This is a genomic window from Paenibacillus sp. 32O-W (genome assembly GCF_007679495.1).
Classification (GTDB): Bacteria; Bacillota; Bacilli; order Paenibacillales; family NBRC-103111; genus Paenibacillus_L; species Paenibacillus_L residui.
Map to the genome: position 1 here is coordinate 1 of NZ_VEGP01000067.1, position 22969 is coordinate 22969.

Genomic DNA, 22969 nt, shown 5'->3' on the forward strand with positions numbered 1-22969 from the left:
ATTATTTGGTGCTTCTTTGGACTACGCCAAAACCGGAAATTTACCAAGGATTACCTCGAAGTGCATAGGTCATGTTATATAGGTAAATTCAAGCGAATGGTGGAAACGATTAAAGTAAATGGAAAATATGTAGGTAGATTCAAGGAAAAAGTAAAGGGAAAAACTACATTTAAATTGAGGATTTTCGGTGATAACGCCTTTTTTACACAAACTAGCTGTATTTTCTCCATTTAGTTCCCCGTCTTTTGCTCCAGAGGTGAAAACTAGCTGTATAAAATCCAGTTAGACCCCCATGTCTCTGACCGCGGCACCATCAGATGGTGAAAATGGATGGATTTTCAAGGCAGAATAGAGTTGAATTGCTTCAATAGTGTGAAATTTGAAAACTAAATGGATTTCATACAGTTAGATTTCTATATTCGGAAGAAATATGGAAACTAACTGGAAAACCTACAGTTAGTTTGCGCCAAAACAGCCGTTTCGCCCAAAGTTGCCCATTTTAACTGTAGTTTATCCAGTTAGTTTGATCATTTTCGCCCATTCGCTTGAATCTACCTGCACAAAATACAGTTAGACGTGCCGCTCCGCTTGTAACGATGCCTGCAGACGGTAAAATAGACGGATTTTCAAGGTAGTTCCCCGTCTTTTGCTCCAGAAGTGAAAACTAGCTGTATAAAATCCAGTTAGACCCCCATGTCTCTGACCGCGGCACCAGTAGATAATAAAAATAAACGAATTTTCAAGGTAGACGCGCCATTCCGTCTGCACAGCTCCAGCAGAAAATGAAAACAGACGGATTTTCAAGGTAGACACGTCATCCTGCGAGTACGGCACCTGCAGAAAATGTGATTTTCAAGGCAGACGTCCCTGCCGCAAAAGCGTCACCGGCAACGTCGATCTGCACCATCAGAAGAGTGAAAATTATGGCTTATTTCCAGGGCAGCTATGCCCTTGTCGAGCCATCGCCAGGCAGATTGTTTTATTTGCTGCATGGTAAAGTAGTCTTGCAGCGACTGCCCGGAACTAAGAGGGCTCGACCCGCTCGCTCCCCTTTCCTTTGCTTGCCCTGGCCATTTATCAATTCGTCCGCTGTCCGCCCTGTTTCAAGCTCCTTCATACGCCGATAAACGGATGACGGTCTCTGCTCCTTTTCCCTCTATAAAAGATCCACAGCCGCAAAATCCAATACAAAACGCCTCTTCCCTATAGTTTCCGACCGAGGAAGAAGCGTGTTTCGTAAGCCTGTATAAGAAATAGATTGAAATTCATTCACGTGGAGATCGTTGGTTTTCCGGTTTTTGGCTCCCGTTCCGCCGTGCTGTCGGCCCCGTGTTCGTTCCTGAACCCGCACTTTGCCCGCTCCGTCCCATTCCTCAAATAAGCGACCCAATAGATGCCCGCTACAAAGAGTGAGCCTCCCACCGCGTTCCCGAGAAACACGGGCACAAAATTGGCCGCATACTCCACCCACGTAAAATACCCTGCGAAAATCGCTGCGGGTATGACGAACATATTAGCGACCACGTGCTGAAATCCGATAGCCACGAAAGCCATCGTCGGAAACCATATGCCTGCGATTTTGCCGCCTGTGCTATTCGCCGCATACGCCAGCCAGACCGCCAGTGAAACGAGCCAGTTGCAGCCGATTCCCGAGATAAATGCCTGCAGGAACGGTTCGTCGAGCTTTTGAGCCGCTGCGCTTATCGTTTTCTCCAGATACGGGCCGCTTTCGGTTAAACCGACGACATGGCCGAAGAAATAGGCGACAAACATCGCTCCCGCAAAATTGCTAAGGGTAACCCAGAACCAGTTCACCGCCACTTGCCCCGACGTTATTCTTCCACTCAATCTCGCGATAGACAACGTCATCATATTTCCCGTCAGGAGTTCCCCTCCGCCTATCAGCACAAGAATAAGCCCAAGCGGAAAAACCGATGCTCCCAGAAGCGACGTGAAGCTTCCCCACTCCACAGGGACGGAAGCAGTCACCCGAATGCTCAATAAATAGCCCAAGGCAATGAAAGCCCCCGCTCCAAAACCAAGAGCAAGCAAGCTTAACAAGGACAAGCCGGCCTTGGCCTCGCCGCTTTGAACGGCATATTCCGCAACCTCCCCTGGAGTACGATTCGCCATCCTCATCTCCCCCGCAGCCCCATTGTGAAAATAAGCACAATCCACATTACTTCCATTATACATTGATTAAGCAGATTTTTAAGTGATGTTTGTCACATTCTGTATTACTATTTTCAATAAACTGTATCACCCCTATAATTTTGCTTTACCCTCCCTTCCTCAACAAGCGACCTGCCCTCGATTTATACCTTTTAATCTTTTAAAACTCCAGTTAAAACAACGGTTTTATATACATTGTTATTTTTTTCACAAATTATTCACCAGTCCCCTCTTCCCTCCTTTATGGAAATCGATTATGGTTAAATTAAGAACTGTTATATATATAATTCATAACTATGTTTCATTCTAAAGGAGGGCTCCCTATGAAGCAATGGGTTGGATTTCAGGAAGGCAAATGGCAGCGTGAAATTAATGTAAGAGACTTTATTCTGCACAACGTGTCCGTGTATACGGGAGATGAAGCTTTCCTCGCCCCGGCTACGGACAACACGAAGAAGCTCTGGCAGCAAGTAATGGAGTTATCCAAGCAGGAGAGGGAAAAAGGCGGGGTTCTGGACATGGATACCGGCATTGTCTCTACCATTACGTCACACGAGCCGGGATATTTGAACAAGGAGCTCGAAACGGTAGTCGGCTTTCAAACCGACCGTCCTTTCAAAAGGTCGCTGCAGCCCTTCGGCGGTATTCGCATGGCAGAGCAAGCCTGCGAATCTTACGGGTACAAGGTTGACCCCGAGCTGTCTCGAATCTTCCGGGAGTATCGCAAGACGCACAATCAGGGAGTCTTCGATGCCTACACGGAAGAGATGCTGGCGGCACGGAAAGCGGGAATCATTACCGGCTTGCCGGATGCCTACGGCCGCGGAAGAATTATCGGGGACTACCGGCGGGTAGCTCTATATGGAGTCGACCGGCTGATTGCCGAGAAGAAGAAAGACTTGTCGTTGACGGGAGCCCGAACGATGAGCGAGGAGATCATTCGTCTCCGCGAAGAGATCTCCGAACAGATTCGGGCGCTTCAAGAGCTCAAGCAGATGGCGGCGGCTCACGGATATGACATTTCCGAACCGGCGGCTAACGCCCGGGAAGCCTTTCAATGGCTGTATTTCGGATTTCTGGCCGCTATTAAAGAGCAGAACGGCGCCGCCATGAGCCTCGGACGCACGTCCACCTTCTTGGATATTTACATTGAACGGGACTTGCGGGAGGGAGTTCTGACCGAACAGCAGGCTCAGGAGCTGGTAGACCATTTCGTCATGAAGCTCCGTCTGGTGAAATTCGCCCGTACTCCGGACTACAACGAGCTGTTCAGCGGAGATCCGACCTGGGTGACGGAAGCGATAGGCGGTATGGCTCTGAACGGAAGACCTCTCATCACCAAGAACTCGTTCCGCTTCCTTCACACGCTGGATAACTTGGGTCCGGCACCTGAGCCTAACTTGACGGTCCTGTGGTCCACCAAGCTGCCCGAAGCGTTCAAGCGTTACTGCGCCGCCATGTCGATCAAGTCGAGCTCCATTCAATATGAAAACGACGACTTGATGCGTCCCGAGTTTGGGGACGATTACGGCATCGCCTGCTGTGTATCGGCCATGCGAATCGGCAAGCAGATGCAGTTCTTCGGGGCGCGGGCCAATCTGGCCAAGGCGCTGCTCTACGCCATCAACGGCGGCGTGGACGAGAAGTCCAAGGTGCAGGTAGGACCGGAATTCGCGCCGATCACCTCGGATGTGCTCGATTATGATGAAGTGATGCGCAAATTCGACCATGTCATGGAATGGCTGGCCGAGCTGTATCTGAATACACTTAACGTCATTCATTATATGCATGATAAATATTGCTACGAACGAATCGAAATGGCGCTTCACGATACGACCATCCTGCGGACGATGGCGACCGGAATCGCCGGGCTGTCAGTCGTGGCCGACTCGCTGAGTGCCATCAAGCACGCCAAAGTTACCGCCATTCGCGACGAAAGCGGGCTGGCCGTAGATTTCGCCATCGAGGGAGATTACCCGAAATACGGAAACAACGATGACCGGGTGGACCAAATCGCGGTTCAAATCGTTGAAGCATTCATGGCTAAGCTAAGAAAGCACAAGCCTTATCGCAATTCGGTCCAGACGATGTCCATCCTGACGATTACCTCGAACGTCGTCTACGGGAAGAAAACAGGCAACACTCCGGACGGAAGAAGAGCCGGCGAACCGTTCGCACCCGGCGCCAATCCTATGCACGGGCGGGATTCCAAAGGGGCACTGGCATCGTTGAATACCGTGGCGAAACTGCCATATCAGCACTCGCTTGACGGAATCTCCAACACCTTCACGATCGTTCCGCAGGCACTCGGCAAGGATGAGGAATCGCGAAAAACAAATCTGGTCGCCATCCTGGACGGCTATGCAGCCAAACAGGGGCATCACCTCAACATTAACGTGTTGAATCGGGATACCCTGCTGGACGCCATGGAGCATCCGGAGCAGTATCCGCAGTTGACGATCCGCGTCTCCGGGTACGCCGTCAATTTCATCAAGCTGACCCGCGAGCAGCAGATCGATGTGATTAACCGGACCTTCCATAACAGCTTGTGAGTTAAATTCCTATCGGCGCTTCAAGAAAAGTGAGGGCGGGGACTTGGAAGCGAAGTCCAAATACTTTTTGCAGGAGCCCCGACAAGTAGCAAATTCACCACTGCATACAGCGCTACAAGTCAAGCCGGGAGCCTCACGCAGCAGGACGTCTGCCAAGATATGCGCAGGCTCCCGGAACATAGATCAGCTCATTTGTTTAGAAAGGGAGGGATGAGCATGAAGGGGACCATACATTCCATCGAAACCTTCGGCACCGTAGACGGACCCGGCATACGCTACGTCGTATTTACCCAGGGGTGTCTCCTTAGATGCCAATATTGCCATAATCCCGATACATGGGTTATCGGACGGGGCCAAGATATAACCATAGAGGAAATCATACGGGATTTGCAATCCTACCTCCCTTACTTGCAAGCGTCCAATGGAGGAATTACTGTCAGCGGAGGAGAGCCTTTGCTGCATTTGGACTTTCTCATTTCCTTGTTCCAAGAGTGCAGGAAGCTCGGGGTTCATACCGCTATCGACAGCTCGGGCGGCTGTTACTCCGCCGACCCCCGTTTCCAAACCAAGCTTAGCGAGCTGATGCAGTATACGGATCTGATTCTGCTGGACATTAAGCATATCGACGATGAAGCTCACCGCAAGCTGACGGGCAAATCCAATCAGCACATTCTGCAGTTCGCAAGATGGCTGTCCGAGAGAAAAGTCCCCGTATGGATTCGCCATGTTCTCGTCCCCGGCATCACCGATGCGAGGCAGGATCTGGAGAGACTCGCAGACTTTATTCAGACGCTTGACAACGTCGAGAGGATCGAAGTGCTCCCGTATCATAAATTGGGGGTATACAAGTGGAAAACCCTTGGCCTGGAATATCCGCTCGAGCAGGTAGAGCCTCCAACTCAGGAAAGCGTCGCTTTAGCCGCATCGATCTTGAATCGTGCCAACAGGAACCTCTGATCCTCTGGTCATTCCCGGGCAGCGCCTTAACCACGATCGGCGGCCTGTTGGAATTAACCTCCTGCCGGCCATGCTCTTCCCGGCGGAAGGCAGGCGGTAGAAGAGCCACGGAGACCGATATTCGGCTTTGTTCGCAACTATAGGGGCGATGGTACTTGTGGCAGCTTGCACTAACAAGGAAGTGCCGTCGCGGCAGCCCACTGCGGATAATCCAGAACTCCGAGTTTCTTCTCCTGCTAAACATTAAGAGGTAGCTGAAAAAAGACCCGCAGAAGTCAAAAGTGCAGGTCTTTTGTGCGATTTTGGTTGAAAACGGCAAATGACAAGCGATTGTGCAGGTAAATTTAACGATTGGGCCGATTTTCGCGATATTATGACGATTGACCTGCAGTTTTGCGTGTCTTTTAGGCGAATGATCATTTTTCCGGAAAAAGACATGCACTTTTGCTCGTCTTCGAGGCAAGGGCCTCCTGTGCTTCGGTCCGCACATGGCGCTGGCACCTCTTGCTAGGGACCCTCTGCGCTTCGGTCCGCGCATGGTGCTTGGCACCTCTTGCTGCGGGACCCCTTTCGCTTCGGTCCGCACATGGTGCCGGCACCTTTTTACTATGTGTCCCTCCTAAGCCAGGTTCTACACATGCGCTTGTTTCACCCCGGCCGCGAGTTAGGCGGGCTTGCGCCAAAAATTCACCGGCAAGGCTCCCTGGACGAGTGAGACATCCGCATACATTCGCCTATCTTAAGCAGCCGTCCCTTACAAACGAATCCAGATTCCGGTCTTATCGTCGGAGGTTTTGAAGCGCAGATACTTCTGGCATTCCGGATCATTCTGCTCCAGAGCGATCAGGCTTTCCGCGTATCCCTGCAGGCCTTTGCTTTCGATTTCCTCCATCAGCACTTTCCCGTCCAATGTCCCGTAAATATCCTCGGAGTGCGGAAACAAACCGTCGGTAATAAGCAGCAGTCCGGTGAGATTAATCCGGTTAATGACCCCGTATTCCAGGAAGGAAGCCAGCTCCGGCTGGCCGTTCATGGCGGAGTAGCCGTTTATCGTATTCATCAGCACCTTGTTCTTCCGAATATGGGGCTCCACGTGCTCCCTGATTTGCTTTCGCGTAGTCATTCCCTGCTCCAGACAAGCCTTCCATCTTATTCTCGTCTGTAGGTCGATGTGATCCAACTGATCGTACGTGACAGTGCGCACCGTTCCATCCTTGTACGTGGCGAAAATCATGCAATCCCCGGTCTGGGCGTACTGCACTCTGGTCTCCTCGATTTTGACCAGGGCAATTTCCGTCGTCCACAGGGTTTCCCGGTCCTCCGGATCTATCCCATGGGCGATCATTTCCTGGCGAAGCGACTGATTGGCCCGAAGTACGGCATCCTTCACATGAACGGTTTCCCACCAGGATACCTCTATCGCTTCCAGCTCCTTCTTCACCAACTGGGAAGCCAAATATCCCCCGGTCTCTCCCTGAGGTCCGCGAAAAGGCGTTACGGAGGTAGCTCCATCCAGCACACCGTAGACCCCCGCCCCACTCTTCTCGATGAGCGCATCCTCATTCCACTCGCTGCTTCCTTGAATAGATATCGTTTCTATCTTCATCCTAATCCATCTCCTCTCCAGCCACTGATCTTATGACATCGTAGACCGAAACCTCCCGCGAAAGCTCTATCGCTTCGATCAGCGCTTCGGTTTCCTTCCACCGTTCTTTATCCTTAACGTCAGGATACCTTCGGTTCAAACGCTTGTCCAAGGACAACGCAGGGTCCGTTTGCCGCTTGCCGTCCTCCTCATCATCAGACATCGGCTGCGTTCTGGCCGGCATTTGGGAGGTGGCCTCCGCTATCCGTGCCTGCATATTTTCCTCAAGCAAGGAGGCAACCAGCTCCAAGGCATTTCCATCCTTCTCTTCGGAAGAATGAAGCACCGCCAGTCCGTTAACCTTCGGAATGTATTTCTCCGTCTCCGGCATCTCGGTCATGGCAAAAGCGAACTTCCCGCCAATATACTTCTCCAGCATGGCCCGCTTGTCGGAGGAAGCTAGATACAAGCCCGCCCTCCCCGTAATAAAGTCGCTTGCCGCCAACGGCTGCTGGAGAGGAGGCATGATGCGGTCGGTTTCGATCATTCTCTTCCATAACCCGATAACCTCTGCCGCCTTGCTCTTCGATACCTTGTCCTCTCCATGGGAGAACAACAGATTCTGAAGCAGCCAGGGCACCTCCGGTTCGACGACCAGTCCCCAATATTCCTTATCGGCCGCCAATTGTCGCCCGGCCATGCGCAGCTCATCCCAGGTGTTCAACTGCGCCCCGTCATTAACCCCCGAATATTTGAGCAAATCTTTATTGTAAAAAACGACCGGAACACTCGCCCCGTATGGAACCGCCCATACTTGGGCCTCATATTGAAAATAGGCGGCCAAGTCGGGATGGAGACTCTCCCGCAGCTCATCGGACAGCAGGTCCTGCAGCGGAAGAAGCACGCCGGACTCCGCCAGTTGGGCAATGCCGTATAAGCTGCTGACCTCGACCACTTGAGGCATATGGTGAACGGAAATGGCCGCCGTCAATTCGTCGAATAGCTGTTCATAAGAACGGAAGGTTCGAACCTCTACTTCCACCGATTCATGGCTCCGCCCGTATTCCTCCAGGAAGGGCGCCAGTGCCTTCGTGTACACCCACACCTCCAGGGTGACAGGCTGCACCGTCTCTCTTTTGGCCAGGGGCCCCGCCGTACTGTGCCAGATCTTGTAGGCGCCCGCACCTACAACTACAAGCAGGAGGATAGACAGGAAGGCAATCATTCGTTTCGATTCCATTCCTGCATCCCTCCTTGTTCTTGTTGATATGGTTCTTTTTACAGTTGGAGTCCCTTTTTGCCCGCCAGCTTGTTAGCAATCAATAACGAAATTAATGTCGTAAAAGTCAGTATGGACGCCAAGGCAGCTCCCGTTCCGTAGTTGGAAGTGAAGACCTCGCTGTAGATCGTCACGGTAATGGTTGCCGTCGCCCCGTAGTAGAGGACGATCGTTGAGCTCAACTCGTTTATCGTCGTGACCCAGCTTAAGATCGCGCCGGACAATACTCCCGGAGCCATGAGCCGTGCCGTCGTTTTGAAGAAGGTTTTGGCCGGAGGCACCCCAAGACTGATGGAAGCCTCTTCCACGCTTTTATCCAACTGCTGAAGAATGGCCGTACTGGACCGGATGGTGTACGGAAGCTTGCGAATGACGTAGGAAATAACTAAAATAATCCACGTCCCTGTAAGAATTAACGGCGGCTTGTTGAAGGCGATGATCAGACTGATCCCGAGCACCGTTCCCGGCATAACGTACGGAACCATCAACAGGCTGTCCAGCATGGCGGTAATCTTCGATTTCCTGCGGACGAGCAAATAGGCAACCAGCATCCCCATCGCAATCATGATCACTATGGAGATGGATGAATACGTATAGGTGTTTAATATAGCTTTCGGCACCCGGAACAGGATTTCTTTATAGCTGTCGAGACTAAATCCGGGATGGAAGACCGGTCCCTTCGTTTTGATAAAGGAGGTCACGATCACCGTCACCTGAGGAATGATGGAAATACACGCCGGGATAAAAGCAAGCGCTGTCAATCCCCACTTGAGCCCCGGACGCAATGTGCGGACCTTCGGGGTCCTCATTCCGGTCATGGAATAATTTTTCCGTGAAACCAGATACCGCTGCAGGAACAGAATCGATGTAGAACACAGTATCAGCACAACACTGAGCGTACTGGCCATTGCCGGATTGCCGCCCATCTCGCTGATGAACTGCTCGTAAGCCAGAATCGGCAGCACCTTGAAGCCTTGCCCCAGCAGCATCGGCGTACCGAAATCCGCGAAGGAAGCCATAAACACCATCAGCGCTCCGGTGGACAGCGTAGGGAAGATCAGCGGAAGAGTGACGGTCGTAAGCCTTTTCCAGCCGGGCATTCCCAGGCTCTCGGATGCTTCCTCGAGCGAGGTGTCTATCGTCTTTAATGCCCCCGATACGTACAGATAGATGTGGGGGTAATAATGAAGCGTGAAGGCAAAGACTATGCCGTGCCAGCCATAGATCGATTTCATCGGAATGCCGATATCGTGCAAGAACCGTGTAATAAACCCGTTATTGCCGAGCATCAGAATCCAGGAGTATGCCCCGATGAAAGGCGGCGACAACAGCGACATAATCACCATAATATTGATGAGGCCTTTAAACTTAATATTATATCGCGTCGTCACATAAGCCAAGGGGACCCCGATCATGATCGCAAAGATGGTAGCCAGACCGGAAACTTTAAAGCTGTTAAACAGGGCGTCCCGGTAATACTTCAGCTTGACGAAGTGCTCATAATTTTGCAGCGACAGAGCGCCTTTCTCATTAAACAAGCTGGTATAAAATAAGGAGAATAGCGGATACACAATGAAGGAAAACAGGAACAGATAAACGATTACCGTAACCCAGGTCCAGAAATCCCATTTTTTCAAGCTAAGCCGGTTGGCCAGAGCGGGCCGAATGATGGGCTGTTGCATTATAAAGGACCTCCTTCCCCTCCTGATCGAACAGCACCGCCTTATTCGGCTGCAAATCCAGATAAACCTTCTGCTTCTCGCTAATCAGATGCTCCGGCTCCACCGCATGCTGCTGAACCTCGATCACCTGCTGCCCGCCAAGATCTACACTATAACTGACCTTATCGCCCAAATAAGTGACGGTCCGTACTACCCCGGGAATAAGCGTGTCCTTGGTCTGCCCGGTTTCAATCCGAATCTTCTCCGGCCGGACCGACAGCAAAGCCTGACCTTCGCCGGGACGGAACAGCTTCAAGGGAAAGCGGATTCCGTGCAGTTCGACCGGCGCCTCCCCGGTTAGAGGGTCGATGGCCCCAACCCGGCAGTCAATAAAATTGGAGGCTCCGATAAAGTTGGCAACGAACTGGTTCCGGGGATAAGCATAAATCTCATGCGGAGAAGCGATCTGTTGAACGCAGCCGTCGCTGAGTACGGCAATACGGTCGGATACGGCAAGCGCCTCCTCCTGATCGTGCGTTACATAAATCGTAGTGATGTTCAGCTCTTTCTGCAGTTTGCGGATATCCGTCCTCATCTTGATTCTCAGCTTGGCGTCCAGATTGGACAAGGGCTCATCCATGAGAAGCAGACCGGGCCGGATGACAATCGCTCTCGCCAGGGCGATTCTCTGCTGCTGTCCGCCGCTCATATCCGATGGCACCCGATCCCGCAGGTGGGTAAGCTCCACCATTTCCAGAGCCTCCATCACCCTCTGCTCGATTTCCTTCTTTCCGACCTTCCTCGCTTTCAAGCCGTAAGCGACATTTTCAAAAACGGTCATGTGGGGGAAAATAGCATAGTTCTGAAATACCATCCCGATATTCCGTTCATGGGTCGGCACCTCATTCACGAGCCGATCCCCGAAATAAATATTGCCCTCCTCCTGCCTATAGAAGCCTGCGATCGTCCTCAGCAGGGTTGTCTTGCCGCAGCCGCTCGGTCCGAGCAAGGTGAAAAATTCGCCTTCCTGAATAGTAAAATGCGCATCGTTCACCGCTTTAACGGTGCCAAAATATTTGGAAACATGCTCAAAGGTGATTTTCTGCATTACGGTCCCTCCCGACAGATAAGAAGGGTGCCTAACGGCAACGTTAAGCACCGGATTCCCATCTTATTGTTCTTGTCCTGTTACAATTCTGGTAAAGCGCGCAACAGCTTCATCCTTATGCTCGGATGCCCACTCGGTGTCATACGGCAGCACTTTAATATCCTTGGTGAGCGGAATGCCTTCGACCTTCTCGGCATCCTTCCTGACGGAGCGGCGTTTGAATTCCTTCTGAATCAGGCTCTGTACGTCCGGACCGGCGACAAAGTCGATGAATTGCTTCGCTTCTTCAAGATTTTTGGCTCCTTTGATGATAGATAAAGCATCCGCACGGGCAGAGGTTCCTTCCTCGGGATAGATAATGCCCACTTTAGCTCCACCTTCGATATAACGGAGAGCCGCGTCCTCCGAGGTGATGCCCAGATAAAACTCTTTATCCGCAACCCCTTTGTAGACCATGGAGGAACTCGATAAAATTTTATTGTCCAGATTGGCGACAAATTTCTTGATGAACTCCCAGCCCTTCTCGTCATTCAAGCCGAAGGCCGTCATCATGGTGACCATTTGCGTATAGGAGGAAGCCGAACGCTGAGGATCTGCGAAAGCTATCTTGCCCTTCCACTTCTCGTCAAGCAAACCTTCCCAGCCCTTGGGCTTCTCCTCTTCGGAAACGAGATCCTTGTTGTAAATAATGATCATCGGCAGAATGGACAGCGGTGTCCAGACTTTGTTCGGATCGACGTAGTCGGCTTCCAGATTGTCGATTTCTTTGGTGACGTAGGATTCGAAGTAATCCTTGAACGCATCGTGAGATTCCTGTCCGCCGCCGAAGAAGACATCGCCCAACGGGTTAGACGCCTCGGCCTCTACCCGCTTCAACAGCTCCCCGGTTCCCCCGGAGATCAGCTGCACCTGGATTCCCGTGCGATCCTGGAACTCCTTAATGATCGGATTGTTAATTTCCGCCTGGTTCGGCGAGTATACCGTCAAGCGTCCCTTGCCTTTCGCTCCTCCCTCCGATGGATTATTTTCGGCCGTTTTGCCGCCTCCGCCACCGCCTCCGCCGCAGCCGGCAGTCACCAGAAGCAGTACCGTCAGAAGGAATAATAACGCTTTCTTTTTCACTTAAAGACCTCCCATTCCTTATTTCTTTGTCATCCTCCGGTTCCGCAGGTTGGACCCTGACGGGAGCACGTCGGTGTTGTCTAAACTATAAAGCAACCTGTAAGCGCTGCCAATGAGACAAAATTTCCTAACTGTCGATTTTTTTGTCCACTATTTTTTACCTGGGAAAGAAAAAACAGGCGTCCGTGAAAGCACCGCTTAGTGCAATCCCATTCGCCTGCGAAATTCGGTCGGGGTTTCCCCAGTCCATTTGCGAAACAGCTGGCTGAAGTAGCGAGCGTCCTGATATCCTACCGCCAGGGAGACCTCATAAATTTTGGCATCCGGCCGCAGCAGAAGCTGCTTCGCCTTCTCCAAGCGCAATTGGGTTACATATTCGATAAAGCTGACTCCGCTGTATTTTTTGAATATCCGGCTGAAATAGCTTTCGCTCATATGAACCGATGCGGCAACGTCCTGCAAGGAAATATCCTTATCGTAGTGCTCCCTGATATATTGTTCAATCGTATCCAAACCGTATTTCTCCTTGACGATCAGCTGATCCAATTCTTCATAGCAGATGATCCGGTTATAACCGATATATTCCTTCTGCTGCAAGGCCACCTCCGCCTCATGATAGGCCGCTGCCAGCGAATGGTAGTGCCGGTGCGTACCGCTAATGCCGACCGCTACGCTCCATCCCTGGTCCCGGCAAGCCGCGATGAGCCCCGCAGCCTGTTCCCTCCAGCCTGCGGACGGACAGGCCAGGAGAACGGCAAGCCGATGCTCGTGCATGAAGAGCCGCAGGCTTCCTGTTTCTGTGCAGTAGCCGGCATCGGAAACGATTGAAGCTGCCCCACTGGAGCCTGCCACCGGGGACCAGCCATCCAAAGCTTGCATAAGCGGCTCCAATGCCGCTGTCCAGGGAAGTCTGTCTTCTTGAGTGCTGTCCGGCTCCCACTCTACAATTGCGACCTGAAACGAGGCAAACACTTCATTCACCCGGTCTCCCAGCAGCTCCTTCAGCAGCTCGGCTTCCCGCTCCGTGGCGCTATCCAGCATGAAATCATGCAGCAATTTGGCCAGCAGCAGCGGTTGGCTGCTCTCAATCTTCAGCTCCAGCCGCTTTGCGTATTCCTGCTGCTCCCTCTCGGCTTCAATTTGCCGGATGACTCTGCCTATCGTGCGCATCAATTCATCGGGATCGGTCGGCTTGAGGACAAAATCGGCGGCCCCTAACTTAATCGCCTGCTGGGCATAAGCAAACTCGTCGAACCCGGTCAGGAAGACGATCTTCGTGTGCGGATAAGCTTCGCCTGCCCTCCTGGCCAGCTCCAATCCGTCGCAGCCGGGCATCCGGATATCCGTAAGCAGAATGTCAGGCTTAAGCCGCTCGATCATCTGCCATCCGGCTTGTCCGTTAGCGGCTTCTCCGATCAACCGGCAGCCAATCTCTTCCCATGGAATCGTCTGCTTCAATCCTTCCCGCACCAGCCATTCGTCATCCACTATCAGGATTGTGTGCATATCTGCCCTCCCTCTCCGTCAATATCGGAAATTCTATCCGAACCCGCGTCCCTTGGCCCGGGCGGCTGTCCAACTCCATTTCGTAATTTCCGCTAAAATATAATTCCAGCCTGCGTCTTACATTGGAAAGTCCGATGCCTGTCTTATCGGAGGCGGACGAACGATACCGATTCTCTCTCATGGCCTGCACAAGATCTGCACTCATTCCTACCCCGTCGTCTTCAACCGTAAATCTGAGCCGGCCTCCGTTTTTCTTGCCCGTAATGACTAGAGACCCTTTATCCTCCTTCATTTCCAGCCCGTGAGTGATAGCGTTTTCGACAATAGGCTGGAGCAGAAGCTTCAAGGTATAGCAGCCTTCAATCTCCGGTTCTATTTCGATGCGGACGTCGAATTTATCCCGGTAGCGCATATTTTGAATGACCAGATAATTTTTGATTTGTTGAATGTCTTCCCGCACCTCGATAATTTCGTGATCCTTGCGAATGCTGAAGCGAAGCAGCTCTCCCAGGGAAACTACGGTTTTGCTGATATCATGCACTTTATGAATTCGTGCCATCCAATTGATGGAATCGAGCGCATTATACAGAAAATGGGGATTGAACTGGGCCTGGATCGCTTTCAGCTCGGCCTCGCGCAGCTTTAGCTGCTTCTCGTATACTTCATTGATCAACTGCTTGATATGGGCCAGCATCTTGTTAAAGCTTCTGCCCAGCTGTCCGATCTCGTCATTGGAGCCGGCGGCGAACGTAACGTTCATGTTTCCCTCCTCGACGAGTCGCATCAGAAAGCGCAGCTTCCGCAAAGGACGGGTCACGTTGTTGGACAGAAAATAAGCGAGCCAGAAAGCGAACAGAATGCATATGGCAATGATGATCAGGGTCAAATTGCGGATGCTGCTTCCTTCCTTCGTCAACGCGCTGACCGGCACTACATTGACCAGCTTGAAGCCGGTCATCTCCGAGGTGTCGAAGGTCACCATGGCCGAGGAACCTCCCCGTTCTCCCGGCGGGATGCGGAAGAAGCCTTTCTTCCCCTCCAGGACCTGATCAATATAAGGCTGATCCAGCTTAGTCCCCACCTGATGCTTGGAGGGCAGACTGGAGACCACGTAACCGTTGCGGTCCAGCAGGAACACCTCTCCCCCGGGGTATAATTGGGCCTTATTATATTTATCGGCAAGCGCCGGCTCCATTATATCGATCACCAGAAAGCCCAGAGGCTGATTGGTTTCAATATTTTTGAGCATACGGCCGGAGCTGAGAACGACGCCGAAATCATCCATTTTTTTCATCGCGTAATGGGTATCCCAGACTACGTTTCCGTTCGCCAGATCGGCTTTGCGGAACAGCCCCCAGTGGACGTTGTAGTCGCGGTAGGAATTAGGCAGCAACTCGCCGGTGAAATAGCGGTCCCCGTTTTCCCCCAATAGGTAAATGGAGATTTCCCAGTTTTTGAACCCGAGGAATGATTCCAGAATCGCATTAATTTGCTTGCGGTCGCTATGCTTCTCGGCCAAACTGCGGTCGCCCGGCTTGGACAGCACCTGCTGAATATCTTCGTTGCTATAGATATACATCGACAATTGCTCGATATCTTTAACAAAATAATTGATGCTGTGATTCACTTGTGACAGGTTCTCCAGTATGCTCCGGCATACTTGATCGAGGATGGCTTCCGCCGACTTGTAATAGGAAAATGCCCCCAGCAGCGCAAGAGGAGTAACCGCAACGACGAGAAACAGCAGTATTAATCTTTTCTTCAGCTCCACTTCCGCCACGCCTCCCATTAAAGCGTTTACATAAAAATCCCCGTAAATCCAATAAAACCATATTCCTGCCAAATCGGCAATCCAAAAATTTTTTAGACCCACAAACTTACATACCTGCCGATCGTCAGCGGAGATGGAAATTTTATCGTTGCGCCAACACTCGTATACTACGGCCTTAGCGTGGCAGTCTTTCGAAAGCAGCTTACTATACTACCTTGAAAATCCGTCTATTTTACCGTCTGCAGGCATCGTTGCAAGCGGAGCGGCACGTCTAACTGTATTTTGTACAGGTAGATTCAAGCGAATGGGCGAAAATGATCAAACTAACTGGATAAACTACAGTTAAAATGGGCAGCTTTGGGCGAAACGGCTGTTTTGGCGCAAACTAACTGTAGGTTTTCCAGTTAGTTTCCATATTTCTTCCGAATATAGAAATCTAACTGTATGAAATCCATTTAGTTTTCAAATTTCACACTATTGAAGCAATTCAACTCAATTCTACCTTGAAAATCCATCCATTTTCATCATCTGATGGTGCCGCGGTCAGCGGCATGGGGGTCTAATAGGAAACTTTGTTCTACGCTATATTAACTCTGTAAGAATTTAATGATTTCTATGTGGAAAAATAACTTTTAACGGAGCCTATCAGTTCAAAATTGATGCATTACCGCAGGAATTTGTGCCCGCTTTAATCAACTTAAGGATTCCTATGTGGTAACAAAGCCCCGACCTCCTGCGGTCAGGGCTTCCATGCTCGTTGATTATTGAATGGAGATGCCTTTCTTCAAAGCTTTAGGGTCCCCGTTGGTATTGATCAATGCCGGGAGCTTCCTTGTACCGATATCCATCGGGGAATTGCACAACCGGCATCTGGGAGAACTATCGAAGGTGAAATTATCCCTCATCCAGCCCTTGCAGCCCTTGTGGGTACAGAACCATATTCTTGTATCCTCCTCAGGAATGTCCTCCAACATTCTTCTGCGATAGCTCATCTCACTAACTCCTCCCTGTAGGATCATACACTCGTCCATGAAGGATAAGCGTTCATTCCGTTCTGAAGTTACGTACGTGCCGAATCCAGACAATCAATGCTGTACCGTCATTGCCAACTTTCTTGTCCGTAATGTTTGCAAAAGCGAAGGCTCGCCTCTGGAGGCAAAATCTAGGATAAACGGCTATCGCCGCCCTTTTTACCGATGAAATATAAGAACAGGTATAAGGTGAAACTTATGCTTTCTTATCTTTTAAGAAAAACTGCCCCTAACTGGAGTTAAGGGCAGTTTAAGGGTTTAACCTAGAGCTTCACTACGTTCTCAGCTTGCGGTCCGCGATTTCCTTGAACCACGTTGAATTGAACGCGTTGGCCTTCATCCAACGATTTGAAGCCTTCCCCTGTAATCGCGCTGAAATGCACGAATACATCGCTGCCGCCCTCCACTTCGATAAATCCGAAGCCTTTTTCCGCGTTAAACCATTTCACTGTACCTGTTTGCATACAAACAGCCTCCAAACTTTAAAAATTAACATGATCATTTTATTTCTGGATAGAAAATAAAAATTCACATATTGGAAAAGGCACCGCAATACGAAGGATAACCCTTTACAACATGTGAATTCCAGTGTTTTCGTATATTAATCCTTATATTAACACTAACCGTTTCAAAAAGCAAGAAAAAAACGGCTGCGGGCTTTTCCCTTGATTCGCAGCCGCCGTTGTAAAGCTTCATCCGGTACGCAACCATGCTTTCAGCCGTTCTTGCTGGTGAAGGTGATGACGATAGTGCATCTCAACGAGCCAAAACCATTCCTTCGCATTTAATCCGCCGAAGCCGGGATGCGGCCTCGTATAGGCAAGAGAGACACCTTTCAATTGAGGCTCAATGTCCTGCATCCGGCTTACGACCTGCATCAAGCCGTCAATGATCTGATCCTTGCCGGCTGGCTGCGGGGGAATATATTGGTCAGAAGGAGGCACGCGAATGGCGATCGGCGGAAAGCTGCCCTGGGCGAATACCGCACGACCTCTCTCCGTTTTCTCCTCAGCCGGCGCAGCAGCCGTTGAATGATCCAGACAAGCCTCCGCATTCTTCAACTGCATATAGAGGGCCGAGTTAATCAGATGCATGTACATTTGTCCAAGCGACCATTCATCCTCGCTTGGTTTGCGGAGCATTTGCTCCCACTCCAGCCGTTCGATTTCCTGAATATATCGTTCGGTTACTTTCTGAAAGCTCTGCAAGATTTGATTAGAGTCCATAAATGCTTAGCTCCTTTCGTGTAAGTACCCTTACTATACAAAAACGCTACTGACAGCAGTATGTCAGTAGCGTTTAATTATTTTTTCCGCTTCTTCGCGAACTCTCTGCCGCAATGATTCCGGGCTTAATACGACGGCATCCGATCCCCAGCCGAGAATCCAGTGCAGGACCTCCTCGGGCCGGCGGACTCTAAGCGTAACATGCAGGCCATCCTGGCCGTCTTCCAGCTCTTCGATGTAGAAATAATCGCTCTCCTTCACTTTATCCGCGGCGCGATGATGGATAAGGAGCTTTATCAAGACGCTGCGATCATCCGGAGGCCGATAGCTGTGCAGAGTGAAATCCGGCGGACGCCGAAATCCCTCAACAAGCAATTCCAGATCACGTATACGGCTCATACGGAAATGACGGAGAGCCTGCCGCAGATGGCAGAAAGCAACGAGCACCCACGTCCCCCCGATATATACAATTCCGTAAGGGTCCACCTTGCGGACACGGACATCGAGACCAGGCTTCTTATAATTGAACCGGACTCTTCTCTGATCCAGAATAGCGCGGCGCAACAGCTTGAGCATCTCCTCCCGCCGGCCGTTGCCCTCTGACATTTTACCCGTAAGCAGTCTAAACGCATCCCGCACCCGCTCCGCTTCCCTGCGAGTGGTCCCCGGAAGGATGGCTTCGATTTTCCCCCTTGCCGCATACGCCTTAGCTTGATAATCATCGTCAAACTCGCGCTCAACGAAATGAAGGCCGATCAGCAAGGTGACGGCCTCCTCCACGGTAAAGCTCATAGGCGGCAAAAAATACCCCTCAAGCAAAGAATATCCTTGCCCGGGGGCGCCTACTATCGGAACACCGGCTTCACTCAAAGCCTGCATATCCCGGTAAATGGTTCGTATGCTGGTCTCGAATTTGGCAGCCAAATCTTCCGCCCGCTGCATTCCGTTGCGCTGAAGCTCCAGCACGATCGCCAATAGTCGATCGGTCTTGTTCATAGGGGACAACATCCTTCTTTTGACTAGAAGTTGCAAGGTCCGGTTCCGATTTTCCGTTTCGGATTCCTCTCTACTATCTTGGTTAACCTGACCTTCAGTTGTCTATATCATAACCGTATCCGCCTCGTCTAGCATCCGCATCATACGGCATAATTATTTCAGAAAGAATTCCTTAACCTCGGCGATGGCATCCCCTTCGCCCGCTTCCCCTGACAGAAGCCGGTTTTCGATCCGTCCCAATTGGTCCATCATGGATCTGTATTTGGTCTGATCTTTCATAAAAATGGGATTGTTCCGATTGACAATCAGGTGGACCTTCTTTTCTTTAATAACCTGGATCAGGGAAGGTGATTTCCGAATCGGTTACTTCCGGGTACTGCTTGATAATGCTTCGAATTTTTCTGCGTCTGCCTATATCGGTCATCATTGTGCTCTCCATCCTTCTGTCACTTACACCGTTCCTTAACCGTTTAACCGCGGATCTATAACGGGAGCCCTTTAGGGAAAAAAAGCTTTCGGTTTCGGCTCCGCGCAGGTGTAGGGTAGCGCCTTAGTACGGCAGCTCCGGCACCGGAAGGGTTATGCAGCCTGGATTGCAGCGATAGCTGAACCAGACTGCGATTCATCGCAGGCGAGTACATCCGGTATTGGTTCTTGCCTGATGACTTGGCTTGGTACATGGCCAGGTCGGCATGCTCCAATAACGTTTCCGCCTCCAGCCCGTCTTGGGGATAGCAGGAAATTCCGATACTGACGGACATCTTGAAGGAGGAGCCTCCTATATTGACATCCCGGTCCAGGCAGCCCAGTACTCTCTCGGCCGCCTGCATCGCCTCTTCCTGTTGTGCAATCTCGGGGAGCAGGATTGTGAATTCATCTCCTCCCATTCTGACAACGACCCCTTGGGGAAGGACATTCTGAAGCTCTTCCGCGACTTCCTTAAGGAGGGCATCTCCCTGAGAATGGCCATACCCGTCATTAACCTGCTTAAATCTGTCCAAATCAAGATACAAGACAGCCAGCATATGTTGATTGCACTTTGCTTTATCTATCAGCTCGGGAATGGTCATTGCCAAATGTCTCCGATTGGGCAAACCCGTCAAGTCATCATGGTAGGCCATGTGCCGGTAGGCATCCGCCATTCTGCAGCGGCTGGCGGCCTCCTTTAATTCCTTTAACAGTCGGATCTCATTTTCCAAGGATTGGACGGCAGATACCAGCATGGCGTTAAACAAGGGGTGGGCATGCACAGCCGTAGTAACGATAGAGATGGCCCCAAGCCCCTGAAAATCCTCTTCTTCCGGGAGGGGAACCGTATAGCTTTTCAGAGGCGTAAGGTCGGGAGTTGATGATTCGAGGGCTGACCGCTTTAATGAAGGGTCTCCCATAATCCCCGTAATATGGCCGTCCCGATCGGTTACCTTAACCATGACGGGGATCCCTTCCAATTGCTCGAGCCACTTATCCGTAACAGAATGAATCATGGACATGATTTCCGCTGAAGTCACTCCGCTGTCCTTATATGAGGACAACGGGGTGCCCTGCTGTAACTCCGGGACGGGACTCTGTTCCCTGCCCATCGACTTGCTCATTACCATTAAAATCCATCCTTTATATTATCCTAACCGTGTTATCTCATTCGAAGAGTATAGTATTATCCTATTTAACTATAGCAGGCTGAACAATTTCTGAACATAATTTCGATGTCGGTTAGTTGTTCTTCTTTTGCTTCTTCCACAATCGGATAAAGACAAACAGCAGCACTAGAAATAGAACGGGCAGAAGCACCAGAAGCCAGGCAGAAAACTTCGATAAGCCGGCTCCCTTCGACGGAGAAGGGCTTTCCTCCCCCTGAGAGCCTTGGGATTGCTGCGGATCCAGCGAAACGGACCATACTTCCTGGGATCGGCTCATGATAACCAAGCTATGGTTCTCTTGCTCATTCTTAAGGAACTGCAGCAGCTGCGGATGCGTAAATCCCTCTTGGCCGTTGGCCGATTGAAACACAGCCATCCGCTTGTCCTTATTCCAGACAGAGGGCTGTATCCAGGCAGCATACTCTGCCGTTTCACCGATTACGTTATATTTCGCCAAGGACAGCCGGCCGTTCTCCGATTGCAGCTTCAGCTTGTCCTTCTCCTGCTGCAATGATGGGTACAGGCCGATATCTCCCAACAGCACGATATTAAAGTCTTTCAACGATTGAACCGCATCAGCGGACAGCGGCTCGCTGAATACAACGGGCCGGTTCAGATTCCCCGTGTCGCCAACCATCTCGTTCATCAGCAGGGATAGCTGCTTCAACGTCGAGCCGTTGACCTCCTGAGGCAGAATAAAGGCGGTCTGATCCAGCCCGCGATCATTGACGAAGGGCGCAGGCCAGTATTGGAAGCTGTCATTCCCAATGATTTCATGGGGAAGCTGAACAACGCTTTCCTTATCGATAAAAATCCATCGGCCCCCATTGCGGTCCGGATAACAAACCTCTTCCGGCTCTACGATATTGGCTGCAAAGGTCAGCTCTAATACCCCGTTGAAGTCCGGATCCTCAATATATCTGGTAAGAGGAATGCTGACCGTATAGCTGCCATCCTGCCCTTCGCCTACCTGAAGCGGCACGCTGGTCGGAATTTCGTTGATCGTTACCGTTAATGCAGTACGGGAGGTTCCCAGGGCAATACTTCCTTCCTCCTTCTCCTGTTGATTGGCCGATGTTTTCCGGGTTTTCTTGTTCCGTTTATACTCCTCCAGCTCGTGGGTCAGTAACGGCGAAGTCTTCAGCTTCAGCTCAAGGGAAGCCTCTCCCGCCAGCTTCCAGTAAGAAGGAATCCGGAGCGTCCACCGATCGGTCGACGGATGTACGGTATCCAACAAAACATGTCCGTACCCATAAGAAGATAGGGTCAAAGGTTTGGTTGGGCCGGCATCGGTCTGTGGCTGCGGTGTTTCCCGGATAATCAGGTGGTTGCCGGTTAACTGCTTGGCCAGCTTCGAATCGGTCAATACCCGAATTTTATCTGCAATAGCCCGATCGGTTTCCGCAGAGACAAGCAGCATCTGCTTCGTCAATCCGGTTTGGTTGTCCGTAACGGAGAAGTTGTCCAGGGACAGCTCTTCACCCTGAAGCTCTAAAAGGTGGTTGTCCAGAATATTCTTAACGGGTCCGTTCCATTGACCTGTCCCTCCCATGGCTAAGGCATGGGTAAACTCCGCGGAGCTCAACCATTCGGATTCCGTCTTAATGGGCATTGCCTTCCTCGTTGCCGTTAGAGAAGACAAGTAGGAGGATACCTGCAGAGATGAGGCGATGATTTCCGCAGACGGATGATCCGGCACAACGATCACTCCGTACACTTCCTCCTGCATCCCCTGCTCAATAAAAGGATGCGGGAAATCCTTCAATAAATCCGAAGCAGTCCAATTCGATCGGGTATCCATGAAGACATGGGATGTCGGTGTAATTTTCAGCCAGTTGGCAGGGTTATACTGGTCAACGCAATAATTGTCCGCGATGACGCTGTACTTGCTCAACGTCAGCTTATGATACCCAGGCGACATTTCCTCCGGGCCTAACGGAATGCGGGCATGATTTTCCTCGCCGTCCAACCGAACACTTGTTAACGGCTTATCGTCTACCATAACCGTTAAGGTCGATTGAGAGGCAAGCAGCAGGTCAGATTGACGCCATTCCAGCTCAATATAGTTGTTGTCTCCCAGTTCCGCTTTAGGAACTTGATAATAAAAATCTTGCGCCTGCTCGACCCCCTGCAGGGTGACTGCTTCGCTGAGAAAGCGATAGATGTAACCGGGAGAGGTCCCGGATACATTGGAGGCCGTCGTCGATGGCACTGCATCTTGAAGGTAGACGGCGCTGATTTCCCTTGGAACGGGGGCCTGTCCGGCCTCGGCATAAGCCGCCCCTGCCGGTTTTATAATAGCTATAACCAGACTCGCTATAACAACCGCTTTAATCCACTTCCACTGTTTGTCCATTTGCTTTCCC

18 protein-coding genes are annotated in these 22969 nt (G+C 51.0%); 3 read left to right on the forward strand and 15 right to left on the reverse strand.

The window, feature by feature from the left end:
- The coding region (locus FS806_RS26355; RefSeq protein WP_222126737.1) for a hypothetical protein at positions 1-234 on the forward strand (234 nt) is incomplete at its 5' end.
- Between the two features lie 1035 nt (positions 235-1269).
- Here FS806_RS26355 and FS806_RS20730 read toward each other — a convergent pair.
- Positions 1270-2133 carry a formate/nitrite transporter family protein gene (locus tag FS806_RS20730; protein ID WP_144940436.1) on the reverse strand — a complete coding sequence of 288 codons (864 nt, stop codon included), beginning with the start codon at positions 2131-2133 and terminating at the stop codon, positions 1270-1272.
- 362 nt (positions 2134-2495) lie between these two features.
- Here FS806_RS20730 and pflB point away from each other — a divergent pair, with 362 nt between their 5' ends.
- Together pflB and pflA are read left to right on the forward strand one after the other, a co-directional pair.
- Positions 2496-4724 (forward strand): formate C-acetyltransferase, encoded by a 2229-nt coding sequence (gene pflB, locus FS806_RS20735; protein ID WP_144940438.1) that lies wholly within the window; start codon positions 2496-2498, stop codon positions 4722-4724.
- A gap of 216 nt (positions 4725-4940) precedes the next feature.
- Positions 4941-5681 (forward strand): pyruvate formate-lyase-activating protein, encoded by a 741-nt coding sequence (pflA, locus tag FS806_RS20740; protein WP_144940440.1) that lies wholly within the window; start codon positions 4941-4943, stop codon positions 5679-5681.
- 754 nt (positions 5682-6435) lie between these two features.
- Here the strand turns inward: pflA and FS806_RS20745 are convergent.
- The 14 genes from FS806_RS20745 to FS806_RS20805 all read right to left on the reverse strand — a co-directional run bounded on the left by FS806_RS20745 (position 6436) and on the right by FS806_RS20805 (position 22959).
- Positions 6436-7287: a protein phosphatase 2C domain-containing protein gene (locus FS806_RS20745; protein ID WP_144940442.1), complete on the reverse strand. Its 852-nt coding sequence runs from the start codon at positions 7285-7287 to the stop codon at positions 6436-6438.
- A 1-nt stretch (position 7288) separates the two neighbouring features.
- On the reverse strand, positions 7289-8506 hold the full coding sequence (locus FS806_RS20750; protein ID WP_144940444.1) for an ABC transporter substrate-binding protein: 1218 nt from the start codon (positions 8504-8506) through the stop codon (positions 7289-7291).
- A 38-nt stretch (positions 8507-8544) separates the two neighbouring features.
- Positions 8545-10227 carry an ABC transporter permease gene (locus FS806_RS20755; protein WP_144940446.1) on the reverse strand — a complete coding sequence of 561 codons (1683 nt, stop codon included), beginning with the start codon at positions 10225-10227 and terminating at the stop codon, positions 8545-8547.
- On the reverse strand, positions 10184-11314 hold the full coding sequence (locus tag FS806_RS20760; RefSeq protein ID WP_144940448.1) for an ABC transporter ATP-binding protein: 1131 nt from the start codon (positions 11312-11314) through the stop codon (positions 10184-10186). Before FS806_RS20760 ends, FS806_RS20755 begins: the two co-directional genes overlap by 44 nt.
- A 63-nt stretch (positions 11315-11377) precedes the next feature.
- Positions 11378-12436 carry an ABC transporter substrate-binding protein gene (locus FS806_RS20765; RefSeq protein WP_144940450.1) on the reverse strand — a complete coding sequence of 353 codons (1059 nt, stop codon included), beginning with the start codon at positions 12434-12436 and terminating at the stop codon, positions 11378-11380.
- A gap of 198 nt (positions 12437-12634) precedes the next feature.
- The gene (locus tag FS806_RS20770; protein ID WP_144940452.1) at positions 12635-13942 is read right to left on the reverse strand and encodes a response regulator; all 1308 of its coding nucleotides are present in this window, start codon (positions 13940-13942) and stop codon (positions 12635-12637) included.
- Entirely contained in the window at positions 13917-15785 is a 1869-nt protein-coding gene (locus tag FS806_RS20775) for a cache domain-containing sensor histidine kinase (protein ID WP_260982196.1), read from the reverse strand. The genes FS806_RS20770 and FS806_RS20775 overlap by 26 nt, the downstream gene beginning before the upstream one ends.
- A gap of 689 nt (positions 15786-16474) precedes the next feature.
- Entirely contained in the window at positions 16475-16705 is a 231-nt protein-coding gene (locus FS806_RS20780; RefSeq protein ID WP_144940454.1) for a cold-shock protein, read from the reverse strand.
- A gap of 302 nt (positions 16706-17007) precedes the next feature.
- Positions 17008-17208 (reverse strand): cold-shock protein, encoded by a 201-nt coding sequence (locus FS806_RS20785; RefSeq protein ID WP_144940456.1) that lies wholly within the window; start codon positions 17206-17208, stop codon positions 17008-17010.
- Positions 17209-17436: 228 nt separating this feature from the next.
- Positions 17437-17970, reverse strand: coding sequence for a DinB family protein (locus FS806_RS20790; protein ID WP_144940458.1), 534 nt, complete (start codon positions 17968-17970; stop codon positions 17437-17439).
- Between the two features lie 63 nt (positions 17971-18033).
- Positions 18034-18966 carry a helix-turn-helix transcriptional regulator gene (locus FS806_RS20795; RefSeq protein WP_144940460.1) on the reverse strand — a complete coding sequence of 311 codons (933 nt, stop codon included), beginning with the start codon at positions 18964-18966 and terminating at the stop codon, positions 18034-18036.
- A gap of 153 nt (positions 18967-19119) precedes the next feature.
- Positions 19120-19245, reverse strand: a complete 126-nt coding sequence (locus tag FS806_RS26860; protein WP_260982197.1) for a hypothetical protein — start codon at positions 19243-19245, stop codon at positions 19120-19122.
- 203 nt (positions 19246-19448) lie between these two features.
- A complete protein-coding gene (locus tag FS806_RS20800) occupies positions 19449-20564 on the reverse strand; it encodes a GGDEF domain-containing protein (protein WP_144940462.1) in 1116 nt (371 codons plus the stop codon).
- Positions 20565-20676: 112 nt separating this feature from the next.
- The gene (locus FS806_RS20805) at positions 20677-22959 is read right to left on the reverse strand and encodes a cellulose biosynthesis cyclic di-GMP-binding regulatory protein BcsB (protein ID WP_186328465.1); all 2283 of its coding nucleotides are present in this window, start codon (positions 22957-22959) and stop codon (positions 20677-20679) included.
- Between the last annotated feature and the right edge of the window lie 10 nt (positions 22960-22969).

Coding starts and splice junctions, on each gene's coding strand:
- FS806_RS20770 (WP_144940452.1), bottom strand. CDS start 13,942: ATGCACACAATCCTGATAGTGGATGACGAATGGCTGGTGCGGGAAGGA.
- FS806_RS20760 (WP_144940448.1), bottom strand. CDS start 11,314: ATGCAGAAAATCACCTTTGAGCATGTTTCCAAATATTTTGGCACCGTT.
- FS806_RS20785 (WP_144940456.1), bottom strand. CDS start 17,208: ATGCAAACAGGTACAGTGAAATGGTTTAACGCGGAAAAAGGCTTCGGA.
- pflB (WP_144940438.1), top strand. CDS start 2,496: ATGAAGCAATGGGTTGGATTTCAGGAAGGCAAATGGCAGCGTGAAATT.
- FS806_RS20730 (WP_144940436.1), bottom strand. CDS start 2,133: ATGGCGAATCGTACTCCAGGGGAGGTTGCGGAATATGCCGTTCAAAGC.
- FS806_RS20745 (WP_144940442.1), bottom strand. CDS start 7,287: ATGAAGATAGAAACGATATCTATTCAAGGAAGCAGCGAGTGGAATGAG.
- FS806_RS20780 (WP_144940454.1), bottom strand. CDS start 16,705: ATGAGCTATCGCAGAAGAATGTTGGAGGACATTCCTGAGGAGGATACA.
- pflA (WP_144940440.1), top strand. CDS start 4,941: ATGAAGGGGACCATACATTCCATCGAAACCTTCGGCACCGTAGACGGA.
- FS806_RS20750 (WP_144940444.1), bottom strand. CDS start 8,506: ATGGAATCGAAACGAATGATTGCCTTCCTGTCTATCCTCCTGCTTGTA.
- FS806_RS20805 (WP_186328465.1), bottom strand. CDS start 22,959: ATGGACAAACAGTGGAAGTGGATTAAAGCGGTTGTTATAGCGAGTCTG.
- FS806_RS20800 (WP_144940462.1), bottom strand. CDS start 20,564: ATGGTAATGAGCAAGTCGATGGGCAGGGAACAGAGTCCCGTCCCGGAG.
- FS806_RS20790 (WP_144940458.1), bottom strand. CDS start 17,970: ATGGACTCTAATCAAATCTTGCAGAGCTTTCAGAAAGTAACCGAACGA.
- FS806_RS20795 (WP_144940460.1), bottom strand. CDS start 18,966: ATGAACAAGACCGATCGACTATTGGCGATCGTGCTGGAGCTTCAGCGC.
- FS806_RS20755 (WP_144940446.1), bottom strand. CDS start 10,227: ATGCAACAGCCCATCATTCGGCCCGCTCTGGCCAACCGGCTTAGCTTG.
- FS806_RS26860 (WP_260982197.1), bottom strand. CDS start 19,245: ATGAAAGATCAGACCAAATACAGATCCATGATGGACCAATTGGGACGG.